The organism is Algibacter lectus, assembly GCF_004368925.1.
GTDB classification, from domain to species: Bacteria; Bacteroidota; Bacteroidia; order Flavobacteriales; family Flavobacteriaceae; genus Algibacter; species Algibacter lectus.
In genome coordinates, this window is record NZ_SORL01000007.1 from 552936 (window position 1) to 570315 (window position 17380).

The 17380-nt window shown below is 31.9% G+C and carries 14 protein-coding genes; 3 read left to right on the forward strand and 11 right to left on the reverse strand.

Annotation, left to right across the window (positions count from 1 at the left end; all coding sequences use genetic code 11):
• The first annotated feature begins 170 nt into the window (after window positions 1–170).
• On the forward strand, window positions 171–2189 hold the full coding sequence (locus tag DFQ06_RS03390; protein WP_159140039.1) for a tetratricopeptide repeat-containing sensor histidine kinase: 2019 nt from the start codon (window positions 171–173) through the stop codon (window positions 2187–2189).
• A 289-nt stretch (window positions 2190–2478) separates the two neighbouring features.
• Window positions 2479–4545 (forward strand): tetratricopeptide repeat-containing sensor histidine kinase, encoded by a 2067-nt coding sequence (locus DFQ06_RS03395; RefSeq protein WP_081959092.1) that lies wholly within the window; start codon window positions 2479–2481, stop codon window positions 4543–4545.
• A gap of 37 nt (window positions 4546–4582) precedes the next feature.
• Here DFQ06_RS03395 and DFQ06_RS03400 read toward each other — a convergent pair whose 3' ends face one another.
• The 8 genes from DFQ06_RS03400 to DFQ06_RS03435 form a co-directional block, all read right to left on the reverse strand.
• Complete coding sequence (locus DFQ06_RS03400) at window positions 4583–5368, reverse strand: Lcl C-terminal domain-containing protein (protein ID WP_133966021.1); 786 nt, start codon at window positions 5366–5368, stop codon at window positions 4583–4585.
• Between the two features lie 222 nt (window positions 5369–5590).
• Window positions 5591–6097 carry a peroxiredoxin-like family protein gene (locus DFQ06_RS03405; protein ID WP_042503586.1) on the reverse strand — a complete coding sequence of 169 codons (507 nt, stop codon included), beginning with the start codon at window positions 6095–6097 and terminating at the stop codon, window positions 5591–5593.
• Window positions 6098–6310: 213 nt separating this feature from the next.
• Window positions 6311–7621, reverse strand: coding sequence for a DEAD/DEAH box helicase (locus DFQ06_RS03410; RefSeq protein WP_133966023.1), 1311 nt, complete (start codon window positions 7619–7621; stop codon window positions 6311–6313).
• Window positions 7621–8964 carry a DEAD/DEAH box helicase gene (locus DFQ06_RS03415; protein WP_133966025.1) on the reverse strand — a complete coding sequence of 448 codons (1344 nt, stop codon included), beginning with the start codon at window positions 8962–8964 and terminating at the stop codon, window positions 7621–7623. The genes DFQ06_RS03410 and DFQ06_RS03415 overlap by 1 nt, the downstream gene beginning before the upstream one ends.
• 162 nt (window positions 8965–9126) lie before the next feature.
• Window positions 9127–10182: an NAD(P)-dependent alcohol dehydrogenase gene (locus tag DFQ06_RS03420; RefSeq protein ID WP_074935838.1), complete on the reverse strand. Its 1056-nt coding sequence runs from the start codon at window positions 10180–10182 to the stop codon at window positions 9127–9129.
• A 2-nt stretch (window positions 10183–10184) separates the two neighbouring features.
• Window positions 10185–10610, reverse strand: a complete 426-nt coding sequence (locus DFQ06_RS03425; RefSeq protein WP_133966027.1) for an OsmC family protein — start codon at window positions 10608–10610, stop codon at window positions 10185–10187.
• Window positions 10611–10637: 27 nt separating this feature from the next.
• Entirely contained in the window at window positions 10638–11732 is a 1095-nt protein-coding gene (locus tag DFQ06_RS03430; protein WP_074935836.1) for an alkene reductase, read from the reverse strand.
• An 81-nt stretch (window positions 11733–11813) separates the two neighbouring features.
• Window positions 11814–12332: a Crp/Fnr family transcriptional regulator gene (locus DFQ06_RS03435; protein ID WP_317042972.1), complete on the reverse strand. Its 519-nt coding sequence runs from the start codon at window positions 12330–12332 to the stop codon at window positions 11814–11816.
• Window positions 12333–12640: 308 nt separating this feature from the next.
• Here DFQ06_RS03435 and DFQ06_RS03440 point away from each other — a divergent pair, with 308 nt between their 5' ends.
• Window positions 12641–14026: a right-handed parallel beta-helix repeat-containing protein gene (locus DFQ06_RS03440; RefSeq protein WP_133966029.1), complete on the forward strand. Its 1386-nt coding sequence runs from the start codon at window positions 12641–12643 to the stop codon at window positions 14024–14026.
• Between the two features lie 49 nt (window positions 14027–14075).
• Here the strand turns inward: DFQ06_RS03440 and DFQ06_RS03445 are convergent, their stop codons facing one another.
• The 3 genes from DFQ06_RS03445 to DFQ06_RS03455 are packed head-to-tail and all read right to left on the reverse strand — an operon-like array spanning window position 14076 to window position 17234.
• On the reverse strand, window positions 14076–15965 hold the full coding sequence (locus DFQ06_RS03445) for a monovalent cation:proton antiporter-2 (CPA2) family protein (RefSeq protein ID WP_133966031.1): 1890 nt from the start codon (window positions 15963–15965) through the stop codon (window positions 14076–14078).
• A gap of 5 nt (window positions 15966–15970) precedes the next feature.
• The gene (kefF, locus tag DFQ06_RS03450) at window positions 15971–16567 is read right to left on the reverse strand and encodes a glutathione-regulated potassium-efflux system oxidoreductase KefF (protein WP_133966033.1); all 597 of its coding nucleotides are present in this window, start codon (window positions 16565–16567) and stop codon (window positions 15971–15973) included.
• Window positions 16568–16610: 43 nt separating this feature from the next.
• Window positions 16611–17234 carry a MarC family protein gene (locus tag DFQ06_RS03455; protein WP_042503577.1) on the reverse strand — a complete coding sequence of 208 codons (624 nt, stop codon included), beginning with the start codon at window positions 17232–17234 and terminating at the stop codon, window positions 16611–16613.
• Window positions 17235–17380 lie beyond the last annotated feature (146 nt).

Genomic DNA, 17380 nt, shown 5'->3' on the forward strand with positions numbered 1-17380 from the left:
TTTAACTGTTTTAACATATAAAAAACCGTTAAAAGTACGTTTAATATTTTTTCTCGTTTATTTAGGTTTTATCTTGTATTAAAAACCAATTACCCTAATCTAAAAAAAGTATCCCCATACCCATGCAAGCCTATTTTAATATACATCATTTCAAATTTTGCAGTATATTTTTGTGGGTTATTTTCACTGCTTCTGGTTTTAGTAATTCTGCCAGTGCGCAGGAAGACATCAAGAAAAGTCTTCAACAAAAAATAAGAAAACACAAGGAAACTAATAAATCTCAACGAGATACTACTTATGTGAATCTACTGTATCAATTGGGTATGCAATATGCACAATACAATTTAGACAGCTTACTTGTTATTTCGAATGAATCTATTAAATTAAGTAAATCTATGCGCTACCCGAAAGGCGAAGCTCAAGGATATATAATTGAAGGTTTATACTACTCCAATATAGGGAAACAAGATCGTGCTATTTCGTATTTTAAAAAATCTGTTTCGCTCGCTATTATTAATTCTGAAACCAATTTGTTATTAGAGTCTAAAATTAAATTGGCAGCAGAATATAAGTATAAGGAAGATTATGCGAATGCCTTAAAGCATTACTTAGACGCCATAGAAATAGCCAAAATATATAATAATGAAGTATATTTATCTAAATGCTATTTAAATATATCGGCCATATATCGCGTTCAGAAAGAATATGAGCAAACCATTTCATTCTTATCTAAATCACTTGAAATAAACGAATTCAGCAACGATGAAGTACAAGTAGGCAAAACTTTAAACAATTTAACGGCCTGCTATATTGAAATGGGAGATTTAGATAGTGCCTCTACTTCTATTGATCGTGCCATTTCTATTTTTGAAAAAGTAAAATTAGATTCATGGCTTGCTTATGCTTATGAATTAAAAGGGTCTATTCACACTAAAAAAGGACAATATAATCAAGCTTTGCAATGGTTAAGTAAAAGTGAAAAAATTCACGCTAATATCGATAAAGGTCGATATAAAATTCCTTTGTACAATAATTTAGCTAAAACCTATTTAGGCCTTAAAGACTATGATACGGCAGAAGATTACGCTTTAATGGCGCTTCATCTTTCTAAGAAATTAAATACTTTAGAACAGCGAGATCTCACTTTAGAAGTACTTTACCAAATAAAAAAAGCAGATGACAACTTTGAAAACGCACTCGCCTATCTAGAAGAGTTAAAAGCGATATCGGACACGATAAACAAAAATAACAATATTAAAGAGTTAAGAATACTTAAATCTAATTTAGAATTTGAACAAGAAAAAGAACAATATATTTCAGAAAGTCAACAAAAGCATACCTTACAACTTAGTTATACATACTTCTCTATTCTCATTATTTTGGCCTTTGCAATTATCATATTTATCCTAAAAAAGAATAACAAAACTCAAAATAGGTTAAATGAAAAATTATTAGAAAATACAGAGGCACTTAAAAACAATCAAACGCATTTAAATGAAGCAAATAATACTAAAATTAGATTATTTTCTATTATTGCACACGATTTAAAGGGGCCGATAAATTCATTTAAATCACTTTTAGATTTATTTAATAACAGAGAGTTGAGTAAAACAGAATTCATGGAATTTATGCCAGAAATTGGTAAAAACATAGACTCTATTGCATTTACTTTAAACAATCTATTAACTTGGGGACAAAGCCAGATGAATGGTTTATCTACCAAACCAGATTTTATTTCTATTAAAAAATTGGTTGATGAAAGTTTTAGCTTACTTTCTAAACAGGCCGAAGTAAAATCTATTGCAACCATAAATGATATTGACAACAATGTTATCACTTGGTCTGATAGAGATCAAATAGATGTCGTTATTCGTAACTTAATAAGTAATGCCGTTAAGTTTACACGTGAGCATGGTACAATAACAGTTTGCGCTGTTGAAGAAGATCTATTTTGGAAAATACAAATTAAGGATAATGGTGTAGGTATGGATACAGATGCTGTAACTAGCGTTTTTACCGAAAAAGAAACAGAAATTGCTTACGGAACACTAAATGAAAAAGGAACAGGTTTGGGACTTCGTGTTTGTAAAGAGATGGTAGAAAACAATGGCGGACGTATTTGGGTAGAAAGTGAAATAAACCAAGGTTCTATATTTTCCTTTACACTTCCCAAAACCAAAAAAGTTTAACCTTCTTCTTTCTATGGTTGCGCTTCTTATATTCTAAATTATTCAAAATGTTATTTCTCTTTTAAAGATAAACAAACCTGTTTTCTATCAAATAGACTTCTATATTTCATGTACATTTTTAACATTTCAACTGAATAAAGCCACACTTAATCGATTAAATAAGTATTTTGTCGATAATTAATGTGCGAAAAATACATAAATATTATAATATCATTGGCGCGTTCTATTTTCCAAACTATATTGCAAAACAAACCCTAAAACCCTACAAAGAAGCTCATCAAATTTACCTATGCCAAATGTATTACACATAAAAAAACTTAACCTTCCGCATATATTCATATTCATAGCTGTGTTTACGTTGTTTAATGCTTTCTCTGCGTACTCAAAAGAGAGACTTAAAAAAGAAATACAAAGGGATATTAAAAAAATACAAGAAACACCTCATTTTGAAAAAGATACAACATATATAAATTTATTACATGAATTAATAAGAGAATACAACCAGTACAACTTAGATAGTTTACTAATTATCTCCAACCAAACCATTAAACTAAGTAAAGCCATTAAGTATGATAAAGGTGAAACTGAAGGCTATATTATTAAAGGTGGTTACTATTCAGACATAGGAGAACAAGATGATGCTATATTCTATTTTATAAAAGCCAATTTAAAGGCCAGAGCGATTAATGATACCGATCTAACCCTCTATTCTTACAGTGAATTGGCCAAAGAATATATGTACAAAGATGAATATGCCAAGTCTTTAAAAACATTTTTAACTGGCATTGAAATTGCTAAAGACAGCCAAAATGACAAATGGTTACCTATTCTTTATATAAATATATCTGTGCTATACAGTCTTCAAAAAGAATACGAACAAGCTGTGTCCTTTTTAAAAAAGGCTTTGGATGTTAATGAGCGAAATGATGATCAAAGATTAACAGGTATCATACTATCAAACTTAGCTTTTTCATATATTGAAATTGGAAATATAGAAAACGCAAAAGAACCTGTAAATAAAGCCATTACTATTTTTGAAGATCTTGAACAGAACAGTTGGTTAACCTATGTTTATGAAATAAAAGGCACAATATTCCTTAAAAAAAATGAATATGATCATGCTTTATTTTGGTTGAATAAAAGTGAAGTACTCCATAAAAACATCGATCAAACCAGATATAAAATACCACTTTACCTGCTTTTATCTAAAGCATACTATGGGCTTAGGAGTAACGAAATAGCAGCATCTTATGCGGTAAAAGCACTAGAAATATCTAAAGACCTTAATAATTTAGAGAACCGAGATGAAATTCTAAAAATTTTATATGAAATCAAAAAAGCAGACGAAGATTTTGGACAAGCTTTAACTTATCTAGAAGAATTTAAAGCAATCTCTGACACTATTAACAAAAAAAATAATATTAAGGAATTAAGCATCCTTAAATCGAACTTAGAATTTGAACAAGAAAAAGAAAAATATATCTCTGATAATGAACAAAAGAATCTCTTGCAACGCAGTTATATATACTTTTCAATATTAATTATATTAGCCTTTACTATTATCATCGTTATTCTTAAAAGGAATAATAAAATTCAAAATAGCTTAAACCAAAAGCTGATAGAAAATACGCATGCACTTAAAAAAAATGAAATACATTTAAATGGAGCTAATAATACTAAAATTAGACTATTCTCTATTATCGCTCACGATTTAAAAGGTCCTATAAATTCATTTAAATCACTTTTAGATTTATTTAATAATAGTAAAGTGAGCCAAACAGAATTTATGCATTTTATGCCGCAAATAGGCGAAAACATTGAATCTATTGCTTTTACTCTAAACAATTTATTAACTTGGGGACAAAGTCAAATGAATGGCTTATCTACCAAGCCAGACTTTATTAATGTAAACACATTAGTAGAAGATAGTTTACGATTACTTTCTAAACAGGCTGATGTAAAATCTATTTCAACCATAAATAAAGTTGAAGACCATGTAATTACTTGGTCTGATAGAGATCAAATAGATATCGTTATTCGTAACTTAATTAGTAATGCTGTAAAGTTTACGCGAGCGCATGGCACGATAACCGTTGCAGCCATCGAACAAAATGAGTTTTGGCAAATACAAATTAAAGATAATGGCGTTGGTATGAGTGAAGATGTGCTAACTAATATCTTTTCTGAGAAAGAAACATCTACAACCTATGGAACTCAAAACGAAAAAGGAACTGGTTTAGGTCTACGTGTTTGTAAAGAAATGGTTGAAAACAATGGCGGAACCATTTGGGTAGAAAGTGAAATAGAAAAAGGTTCTACATTTTATTTTACGCTTCCTAAAGGAGAAAAATTATAGGTGTATTTCTCAAGCATCATCTTTAAAAACATCGATATTAATAATCTTTTACAAAAAGTACATAACACTGCTCATCGATTTTAGTATCATCTAATGTTGTCCCATGGTGAGACCATGCAGAATGTACATCTGCCATATCTGCTGTCCATAATTTATATTTTAAAATATCTTGTTTAGTGAATGCGGTTAAAAAAGGAAATAATTTAGACTTTAAATTTGAACGTTCTTTAGCGTATAATTTGGATAAATCGTGATTTAACTCTTGTGAAATATTAAACTGAAGTGTATCGAGTTCTGCAGCTGTTGGTAAGCGCCAAGTATCATAACCAGCGAAAAACACTTTACAACTTCCTTTAGTATAGTTCTCTTTAAAATTAGTTGGTCTTTGTGTTAACGTTAGCACTGGAAAAGGATTTTTAATAAAAATACCTTTTCCGAATAAATCGCTTGCATCACGCCATTTTATGGCAATTGGATTTCCTACAAAATCAGTTCCATCCCAAATAGTTCCCCAAGGCGCCCTAATCCATGTTAGTTTATTTATGTTATCTGTTACCGTACCATTGGCATTTATAGCCCAAGATCCAAAATATTCGCTATTTACAATTGTAGATTCTGTTTCCTTAGCAACATTTCTATAGCTTCCATAATTGGTAGTTTTATGCCGTTTGGCATCTTGAATTAAGGAGGGTTTCTTTTTTAGAAAAAAGTGTTTAGAAATATACCACGACGCCAACATTCCAATAAGAAGTGAAAAAACACTAAATGAGTCTAGCGATTGAAAATAATCTAAAACAGCCTGCATAAATTTATTAGTTTTCAATTAATTACCGCTAAATTTAATATTTTATTCTATACATTTCAACTTAAGACATTGTTTTTATGATGATTAAGTGTGCTTTTATTAGAAATAAGTTAAATTTAAAAAAAAAAAAAGACCAAGTTTACACTCAGTCTTTTCTCTCTAAAAAATTACTAACTTAAATATCAATCCTATTTATTGAGAAATTAATCTCTAATAAAGAAAACGATATACTATTAAAGCTTATGCCTCTCCTCTTGCAGGATAATCTGCTTTTAATATATAATCAATACCACCTAAAACATCATTAAAACTTGGTCTACCAAAAGGCATCGATTGTATAGATACCCAGTAAACTATTTGCTCTGGTGTTACTAAAAACAATCCAGGCTCTGCAAAATGTTTTGGTTCTTGTTTAATGCCTTCTGAAATAAATAAGCCCCATTTTCTGGCATCTTCAATAGATATGCCATAACCTAAAGGTATATCTGCAATATCCCATGCTTCATGTGTTGCTTTTGCAACTTCTTCTGTATCTGTGCTTATAGCGATAACGTTAACGCCACGCTCTGTGAATTTATCTAATTTCTTTTGTAAATCTTCTAGCTGACTTTTACAAACAGGACAGTGTTTACCTCTGTAAAATAAAACTAATGTGAAGTTTTCTGGTGACTGTTCGCTTAATTTCCATGTGGTACCATTAACTAATTGTACTTCTAATTCTGGTGCTTTTTCTCTTGGTTTAATCATTGCGTTTTTTTGTTTTCATTAACTATAAGGTTTGTCGTTTTTAGACAACAACCTTTACAGATAATATTTATAAAATTATTTAATGTAAAGATACCGGCTATCTTAATCACGCTGTTACATAATTACAGGAATACCTTATAACATTTACGCATTTAGAAAAACAAAAAAAGCTGCATATAGCAGCTTTTTAATTATTAGAAGTAACATGTATTATTAAATAATATATGTACGTACTTTTCTTTTTTTCAACCTCATGTTATTAGTTTTATCAATAATACTTTCAGCTCTTGCTTTAGGTATCGCAACAAAGGCACAATCTTGCTTTAACTCAATAACACCAATTTCAGATTTATCTAAATGGCATTGTTTAAAAAGTAAACCAGCAATATCGCCTTTTGATATTTTATCTTTTCGACCACCAGAAATAAATAGTGTACTCCATGGATTTGTAATTTTAGCTGTTTTTCCTTTTGGTATTACGGTTTCGGTAGTTTCAATAAACTCAGGCGTGGTTTCTTTTTCCCATTGTAATACATAGGCTGTACCTTCTGTATTCATACGCGCGGTTCTACCATTTCTATGAGTGAATTCTTCAGCTTTTAAAGGAAGTTGATAATGAATAATATAGTTAAGCTCCGGAATATCTAATCCACGTGCAGCCAAGTCGGTAGCAATAATAATTTGATGAGTTCCGTTTCTAAATTTTATTAAAGCACGTTCTCTATCTATTTGCTCCATACCGCCATGAAAGCACCCATGAGCAATTTTATTATCATTTAAAAAATCGCTTACATATTGAATAGTATCTTTAAAATTACAGAAAATAATGCCTGGTTTATTTCCTATATGATTTAATAAATCGACTAAAGTTTGAAGCTTATTTTTATCTGGAGATATTACTTTTTTAATTTCTAGTTTAGAAACTTTCGTATCTAAATAATCAATCACCAATTCGTTTTCTAATCCAACAAATTTTGGGATTTCAATATCTTGAGTTGCCGAAGTTAAAATTCGTTTTTGAATATATGGTAGATTACTGATAATCTCACTCATCTCTTTCTCGAAACCAACTTCTAGAGATTTATCAAATTCATCTAAAACTAATGTTTTAATATCTTCAATTATAAACGTTTCACGACGTAAGTGATCGGCAACACGACCAGGTGTACCAATTAAAATAGCTGGCGTATGTGCTAAATCTATTCTATCTTTCGAGAAATTACGACCACCATAAACGGCATTCGCTTTAAAACCAGAACCCATGGTGCGAATCACTTGCTCAATTTGTATAGCTAACTCACGTGATGGTACTAAAATTAAGAGTTGTACGTTTTCGCAGGTCTTATCTAAAGCTGTAATGGTTGGTAATAAAAACGCAAGTGTTTTACCTGTTCCGGTAGGCGATAAAAGCACGGTGTTTTCAACATTGGTAATAGATAACAACGCCTCTTCCTGCATGGAATTAAGGGCTTTAATTTTTAGTTTATCTAAAATATGTTGTTTAGTTTTTCTAAAATTATCCATTACTTATTTTTCTTTTTCTTCTTTACCACTGCTGGTTTTTCAACTATTGTATTGTTTTCGGCAATGTAATTCGCTAAAATTTTATCAACCAATTCTTCTTTTGTTAAATGATGAAAAATAGTTTTCACCTTGGCTTTAAAATCTTCTGGAATATCTCGGTTTGGCTTAGTTTTAAATATTTTTCTAGCCCAAATTAACCCGTTATTCTCTTCGATACTTTTAGCATCTGCTTTTTGGTAAGCTTTAAACTTAATTCCTAATTCTTCTTCAAATTCTGGAATATCTTGCACTTCATCTTCCTGAATAACACTTAATGATAAACCAGTAGCTCCTGCCCTAGCTGTACGTCCGCTACGGTGGACATAAGCATCATAAGTATCCGGTAAATGATAATTTACAACAAATGCCAAATCTTTAACATCAATACCACGAGCAGCTAAATCTGTAGCTACTAAAATATTGATGTGTCCTTCTCTAAACTGTCCCATTATACGATCACGAATACCTTGCGATAAACTACCGTGTATGGCTCCTGAAGAGAATTTATTTATAGCTAAATTTTTAGCAAGTTTATTTACTGCCGCTTTAGTTTTACAGAAAATGATACCACGTTGGCCTTCATTCGAATTTAAAAAATGCATTAAAACATTTAGTTTTTCAATAGGTTTAACAACCACATATTGGTGATCTATACCTTGATGGCCTGTAGTTTCCATATTAGCCTCAATAGTTACCACATGTTTTGATAAACTATTTTGCACTAATTGTTTAATAGTACCAGGCATAGTTGCTGTAAACAATAGGGTTCTTCTATTTTTAGGCAAAACCTTAATAATTGCATCTACACCTTCTTTATGAGCGCTTACCATTTCATCAGCTTCATCTAAAATAAAATAGCTAATCTCTTTAACGTTTATTGCGTTTCTTTCAATTAAATCGGCTAAACGTCCTGGTGTTGCGACTATAATATGTGTAGTTGCTTTAAGTTTTTCAATTTGAGGTTTTATAGGAATTCCTCCAAATAAACCCGCTATAGAGACTTTAAGTTCTTCTGAATTAAAAGACTCTAAATTGTTATAAATTTGTTGTCCTAATTCTCTAGTTGGGGCTAAAATAACCGCTTGTATATTGCTTTTATCACTATCTATTAATTGAAGCAATGGCAATCCAAAAGCTGCTGTTTTCCCTGTTCCTGTTTTCGCAATAGCAACAACATCGTCGGTTTTAGTTAAAATTACCGGAATGGCTTTTTCTTGAATATCGGTTGGTACAGTTATATTTAATGCTGCTAAACTGCTTTGCAATGCATCGTGAATACCTAAACTAGAAAATGATTGTGACATAAATTATATTTTGTGCAAAGATAGTAGAGTTTTGCTGGTTTTATTCATTTAAATGTTTCGATTTAACAACGTTTATTTAAATGAAGAGAAATATTTAGACATAAAAAAAACAGCATCTAAACTAAAAAGATGCTGTTTTAATATTTATAAACTTATTCGCTATTATTTAAGCGATTTCATATCAATTACAAAACGATATTTTACATCGTTGCTTGTTACACGCTCGTAAGCTTTATTGATATCTTGCATATCAATTATCTCGATATCACTAGTAATATTATGCTCTCCACAAAAATCTAGCATTTCTTGAGTTTCCTTAATACCGCCAATTAAAGAACCAGCAATACGTTTACGTCCACCAATAACACTTCCTCCATGGAAAGGTTTTAAAGGTTCTACAGCTCCAACTAAAACCATAGTAGCATCAATTTTAAGCAATCCTAAATATGGATCCATTTCATGACCAACAGGAATGGTGTTTAATATAAAATCGAAACTCCCTTGGTGTTTCTTCATATCCTCGGCATCTTTAGATACCAATACCTCATGAGCTCCTAATCTTTTAGCATCTTTACCTTTTTCTGGAGACGTTGTAATCATAACAACATGCGCTCCTAAAGCGTGTGCAAATTTAACGCCCATGTGTCCTAATCCGCCAAGACCAATAACACCAACTTTATCTCCTTTTTTTACTTTCCAGTGGCTCAATGGCGACCATGTTGTAATACCTGCACATAATAAAGGAGCCGTTCCTGCTTCATCTAAATTTTCAGGAATACTTAAAACAAATTTTTCATCGACAACTACGGATGTAGAATAACCTCCGTAAGTTTGAGCGCCTTCAATGTGTTTGTCTGGACTGTTGTAAGTCCAAGTTGCTCCTTTTTCGCAAAACTGCTCCAAATCTTGCTCACAAGAAGAACAGGTTTGACAAGAATCTACCAAACAACCTACACCAACTAAATCGCCAACTTTATAGTTACTAACACCGTTACCAACTTCTACAACACGACCAATAATTTCGTGCCCCGGAACTACTGGATACGTAGAACCTTTCCAATCGTTTCTTGCTGTATGAATGTCACTATGGCAAACACCACAGTAAGTAATATCAATTTTTACGTCGTCGGTTCCAACCGATCTTCTTTCTATATCTAAAGGTTTTAAATCTTCTGTTGATGCTGTTGCACCATATGCTTTTACTGTTGTAGTTGCCATTATTATGATTTTTTTAATGTTACTTTAAGTTCTATTTCTGTATTTAATAACTTCGATATTGGACAAACCTCTTTCGCCTTGTGTGCTATTTGCTGAAATTGCTCAGCATCTATTTCAGGCACATCACCTACTAAATTTAAGGTAACTTTTGTAATAGCGCCATCTTCAAAATTAACGGTAGCATCAACATCTAAAGTTGTTGCTGTAAAATTATTTTCGTTTAACAAAAAGCTCAATTGCATGGCAAAACAGCCTGCATGTGCTGCACCAATTAACTCTTCTGGGTTTGTTCCTTTTTCACCATCTTCAAAACGTGTACGAAATGAATATTGTGTTTTATCTAAAACTTTACTTCCTGTAGAGATATTTCCTTGTCCGTCTTTACCACTTCCTTTCCATTCGGCATTTGCTTTTCTTGTAAATTTCATGTTGTGTGTTTTAAGTTAAACTTCTAATTATTTAGAAGCTTTTGGATAATCGGTATAGCCCTTTGCTCCGGTTGTGTAAAAGGTCTCTTGATCCCATTCGGCTAATTCCAAATTGTTTTCAAAACGCTCTACTAAATCTGGATTTGAGATAAAAGGTTTACCATAAGCTATTAAATCGGCATCACCATCTTCTAGCACTTTATTTCCTTTTTCTTGATCGAAAGCGGTGTTAATCATTAAAGTACCGTTGTATAAGGGTCTAAAATGTTTCGCTATTTCGGTTACAGCAAAAGGAATTTCAGATACATCTGTAAAAGGTTCAGATAAATGTACGTATGCTAAATTGTAATCGTTTAGTTTTTTTATAATGTATTCGAACGTTGGAATGGTTTCCTCATCCATCGTAATTCCGAACAATCCATCTAAAGAAGGATTAAAACGAACACCTATTTTTTCCTGCGGAATAACCTCTTTCATAGCCTCTAGAACTTCAAAGAAAAAACGAGTTCTGTTCTCAAAACTTCCGCCGTATTCATCTGTTCTTTTGTTAGATGTTCCGTTAAAAAATTGGTGAAATAAATACCCGTTTGATGAATGAATCTCTACACCATCAAAACCTGCTTTTACAGCATTTGCTGCTGCATTTTGAAAATCTTTAACCGTTTGTTTAATGTCTTCAATAGTCATTTCTCTAGCGGCTACAGTGTCTTTAAAACCTTCTGGAGTGAATGATTTTGCGTGCGGATTTAAGGCTGACGCCGAAACCGGTAATTCTCCGTTATGAAAATCTGGATGCGACATACGCCCAACGTGCCATAACTGAATAAAGATTTTTCCGCCTTTATCGTGCACACGTTTTGTTACTTTTTTCCAGCCTTCAACTTGGGCATCGGTATGGATTCCTGGTGTATTAATGTATCCAACGGCCTGCTCAGATACCTGAGAACCTTCAGATATAATCAAACCTGCCGAAGCACGTTGCTCGTAATACAAGCCTTGTAATTCATCAGTTGCTACTTTACCTTCGTTATTTGCACGACTACGCGTCATGGGAGCCATTACGACTCTGTTTTTAAGATTTATATTCTTGTTATATGGTACTAATAAAGGTTGCTTGCTCATCTTGTAATGTAAATTGTTACTTACAACAAAGTTACAAGACATGTTTGCCAATCTCATTGACCTATATCAATTAAGAAAGTTTTAACTTTTCATCTGTTTCCTTACTCTACTAAGGTTTTCTGGAGATACACCTAAGTAATTTGCGATGTCGTAATTAGGAACTCGGTTTTCAATATTTGGATACGATGTACAGAATTCTATATATCGTTCTTTAGTGTTTTTCTCTAAAGTAGATAAAATGCGTTTACGTTGAGAAATAAAAGCTTGAGTAACCAAAACTCTAAAATAACGTTCGAAAATTGGCGCTTTATTATATATGTTTTGAAGGCTACCATAATTGATAGATAATAACTGAGAATCTTCAATTGCTTCAATATATAATCTCGATGGGACTTGGTTGTAAAAGGCATCAAAATCACCAATCCACCAGTTCTCTACAGCAAACTGAATAATATGTCTACTGCCCTTTTCATCTATATAATAACCTTTTAAACAGCCTTTAACTACAAAATATTCATGTTTTACTGTAGTGCCTGGTTTTAGTAAAAACTGACCTTTAGCAACAGAAATTTCATTTAGAGCCGCGTAAAATAATTGCATATCCGCAACTGTTGGCTTTATATGATTTTGTATGTGTTTTGTTATAGATTGATGCATATACAAAGATGCTAAAATGATTGTTTTATATGAATGAAATAGCCTTTTTTATTTTAGATTGGAACAGTTTGTTTTTTAAGATTTTATAAATGACATGATTTAAGAATATGTCGTTTATCGAAAAATTAAGCATTTTATACTATTCTGAAATAACATTCGTTTTCTTGTTTAGACTAAATTGATGCTTATTAATAATCAAAAATATGCTTTATCAATTTGTTCAATATGTATTATTATTTTAAAATGAATTAATGAAAACCTTACCTTATTACCTATTATTCTCAATTTTTATTCTAGTAAGTTCTTGTGGACATGATCAATATGAAGGCATTACAGATGATGAAACTGAACCCGTAAATCAAGAAGATTTAGATGAAGAAGGTTTGCCTATTAAAACTTTTAATGCGCAGTTACCTGAAATTTCTTTTATAACAGAATACACAATCGATTTGGATTTTTGGGATATTCCGAATACAAATTCGGATGTTATTAAAACTACCGAAAATTTACAAGCAGCCATAGATTGGGCACATAACGAAGGTTATACTCGCGTTATTTTACCAAATGGCAATTATTTGGTTGGCGAAGACATTAACGATATTTATTACGGTGGCATAGAAATATATGATAATACTGAGTTTGTTTTTAGTGAAAATGCTGTGCTATCTATTGATGCCAATAACAAATGGAATTATTGCGTTTTACGCTTAAACGGCGATAATATAATTGTAAGAGATGGCGAAATAAAAGGTGAACGTGATTCGCACACTTTTACAACTCGTGATGATGGAAGCACCGCTCATGATGAAGGCCATGGTATTTGCATTTGGGATAACAATAATGTGTTAATAGAAAACATGGAAATCCATGATGTAACAGGCGACGGATCTTTGGTTCTCGATTCTAACGATGTAACTTTTATTAACAACAACATTTATAATAATAGACGCCAAGGAATTTCTATTGTTGGTGGTGTGCGTATTGAAATAACTAATAATGAAATACACCACATTAACGGAACCTCGCCACAATTTGGCATTGACATAGAAGGTCCAGGTCGTGTGGACGAAGATATTTTAATAGAAGACAATTATTTTCATCATAATTCTGGAGGCGATATAGTAAATGCAACAGGAGAAAACGTATATATTCTCGATAATATTATGGAGCAAGGTGACGATAGCGAATATACCGATGGCCCAATAGTAAGCTGGCATAAAACCCATAATATTATTGCACGTAATACGGTAACCATGGTTAGTGGTTCTGCTAATGGCAGGTTAGGTTATATTCAATATTCTAGCGGTGGTGATAAAGGCCACAACAAAACCACTTACATACACGAAAACATAATGAATAACTGTGGCATGTACATGTATAACAGCTCGGATGCCGATGTAAGACGCAACCAATTTTTAGGATATTTTGTAGCGTTTTCAGATTTTGAAAATGTTACTTTAATTGATAATCTTGTTACTTATTCTGAAGAATTCACCAACCTGAGATATTGCTGGTCTTACCGTTTTAAAAACGCCACAGGTTTTGCTAGCGGAAACTATTTGGGAGATAATTTAGAAGAATTACCTCTAGATGAAACAGAGCCTTATACCATGCAATGTGTGCTAGATGGCTGGTAAATCGATAAAAATTAAAGATTTAAAATTAAGGATAACTTTTAAAGAAAAGTTATCCTTTTTTAGTTTTGTTTAAAACCTTTCTAATATGTTCGCTATCCCAGTGATTATCGTATTCTACAATGCCGCGTTTAAAATCTTCATTTAAGAATTTCTCTTGTTGCTCAAGTTCTTTTTTAGCCTTGAATATATAGTTTTTTTCGTCTTTAGGCTCTTGCGATAAACGTCTTAAACTATCCTCATCATACTTAATAAAATTTTGAACTTGTCGGTTTAAAGTATATTTTCTAAAGCCCATTTTACTCAAAACATCTTTAGCCAACGTAAGTGAAGTTTCTAAAGATTCTCGGTAAATATTTTCATTTCCAAGGTTAAGTAGTTCATAAGCATCATATCTATTTTTAGTACGAATCATGAATTCTACATGTGGATATTTCTCTTTTATAATTTTACCAATGGCTTTTGAAACCGAGATTTTATTGGTAGCGCAAATAACAATTTTAGCCTCTGCAATACCTGCCGATTCTAATAAATCGAGACGTGTAGCATCACCATAATAAACCTCAAATCCCATTTTTCGAAGAAAATCAACACGGTTAGAGTCGTGATCTAAAATAGTAGCTTCTACACCATGAGATCGCAGAAAACGCCCAATAGTACTTCCGAAGTGACCAAAACCTACTAATATAATTTTTTGAGTTTTCGCGATATGATCCATTGGTCGTTTTACAGACTCTTTTGTGCCTGTTCTTGGGAGTATAAAACGTTCGTTAACAATACCAATAATTGGCGTTAAAGACATACTAAGTGCCGTTATTACCAACATCATATCCATTTGTTCTTGTTCTAAAATATTTAATCCAAAAGCAAATGATAGTAATACAAAAGCAAATTCTCCAATTTGAGCCAAACTGCAAGTAAGCAGTAGTTTTTGATCTAATTTCAGTTTAAAAATATGGCCTGTAATATATAATACAATACCTTTTAATATAATAATAGCAACCAAAATACCACCAATTTCTAAAGGACTATTTGCTATAACAATAAAATTGATTGATGCGCCTACAGCCATAAAAAACAAGCCTAGCATTAAGTTTTTAAAAGGTTCTAAGGTACTTTCTAGCTCGTGTTTAAATTCACTATTGGATAATACAACACCACCTAAAAAAGCGCCTAAAGCAGGACTTAATCCAACAAATTCCATTAAAAGTGAAATACCAAAAACAATTAAAAAAGCTGCAGCTATCAATAATTCTCTAACACCAGTTTTGGCAACTTTACGAAGCATAGGTACTATTAAATAACGGCCTGCGACTATAATTACAACTACCGATAAAATAATAGATAAAGTTTGTAAACCTAATGGTAAACCATCTAATAAGTTGGTATGGTCGCTCACGTTTTCCGCGGAAGCGCTAGCATCTGTATTAGATAATAACGGAATAAAACCCAACATGAAAATAACTATAATATCTTGAAATAATAAAATAGAAAATGACGAAGATCCAAAAGTGGTTTCCATTAAACCTTTCTCTTTTATAGTTTGCATAGCAATTGCGGTAGATGATAATGCTACGGCCATGGAAATAACTAAAGCCACTTTCCATTCGAAACCTAAAACAGTAAATAAAATGTAGGAAAGTAACATGGTGCCTCCTACTTGTATACCTCCCATGCCTACAATGGTTTTTCGCATGTTCCAAAAGTTTTTTGGCTCTATTTCTAATCCTATTAAAAATAGCATCACAACAACGCCAAATTCAGCAAAATGCATAATATCCTCACCTTCAGTACCAATAAAACCAAAAACATAAGGCCCTATTAAAACACCGGCAAGCAGATAACCAATAACGGAACTTAAGCCCAAACGTTTGGCGATAGATACGCAAATAATGGCTCCTGCTAAAAATACAATGGCTTCAAAAAGGATACTTCCTGTCATAATAATTAAGCGTTATTTAGTTCTGGTATATCATTTAAAAAAGCACAGCCATTAAAATCTCCTAAGGTGTAATCTTGCTGTAATAAATCGATTAAATCGCTATATTGTTTAGCGTGATTTGATAAGGCGTTATCGTCTAAATTATGTGTACCCATAACGGCAAAAGGCGGAAAATAAGTCATACCGCACAGATTAGCTGTTTGTTCAAAAGGCCTTAAGAATTGATTTACTGTAAAACTATTGGAACCCTGAGAGCAATATAATTCCTTAGAGCCTCCTGTAGTAATTACATTTAGGCAGGTTTTAGATTCTAAAGCATTAGTGTTTGGACCGTAAGCCCAACCAAATTCTAGAACCATATCGATCCACTGCTTCATTAAAGGCGGACAACTATACCAATAAAACGGATGATGCCAAATAATAACATCATGCTGTTCTAGTAGTTCCTTTTCAGCTTTAACATTGATGTGAAAATCAGGATATTTCTCATATAAATCATGAAAAGTAACGCCTTCCTTATTTTTTACATGATCAACAAGTATTGTATTTGCCCTAGATTTTTCAAACTTTGGATGCGAAAACAAAATTAATATTTTTTTCATATGACTATCAATTTATTGCTTTCCAGCATTTAAAGTTAAAGAACTAGTTCGATATTAAATCGAAAGAAATTTTAATACCTTGAATAATCATACCTGTCCCGATAATGGCAATTATTAAACCCATTATTTTTCCTATTACAGAAATAACATTATACCCTACAAACTTAACAATATGGTCGCTTAACTTAAAAGTGAAATAGGTTATTAAACTCATAGATCCAAAAATAAGAATCACCATAAACATTTGTAATGGTGCAGCGTTTGATACAAAGTTCATGGCTGTTACAATAGTTCCTGGACCTGCTAAAATTGGTATTGCTAATGGCGAAACGGCAATATCTTCTTCAATATGGACATCGTTTAAACTCTTTACATTCGATTGTTTAGACTGTAACATTTCGAAACCTATAAAAAATATTAAAATTCCACCTGTAATTTTAAAGGCAGGAATACTAATATTGAATAGTTCAAAAATATATTTTCCCAAAAGAATAAACACCACAACAATTATAAAAGCAATGATATTTGCCTTTTTATTGATGGCATCTTTGGTCTGTTTATGCGCACCTTGTGTTAAGGATACAAAAACAGTCATGTTTGAAATAGGGTTAGTAATAGCAAAAAAACCAGTAAACACGGTTATTGCAAAGGTAATTAGGTTATCCATTTAATGCGAAAATTTTAATCTGGAAAGAACTTGAATTACTTCTGTTTCACCAAATCAATTTTAATTTATTTTTAATATTTATTTTACGAATTGGTTTAATATAAGAAATGCTGAGATTAATTAAAAAATTAATTTCAGCATTTTAA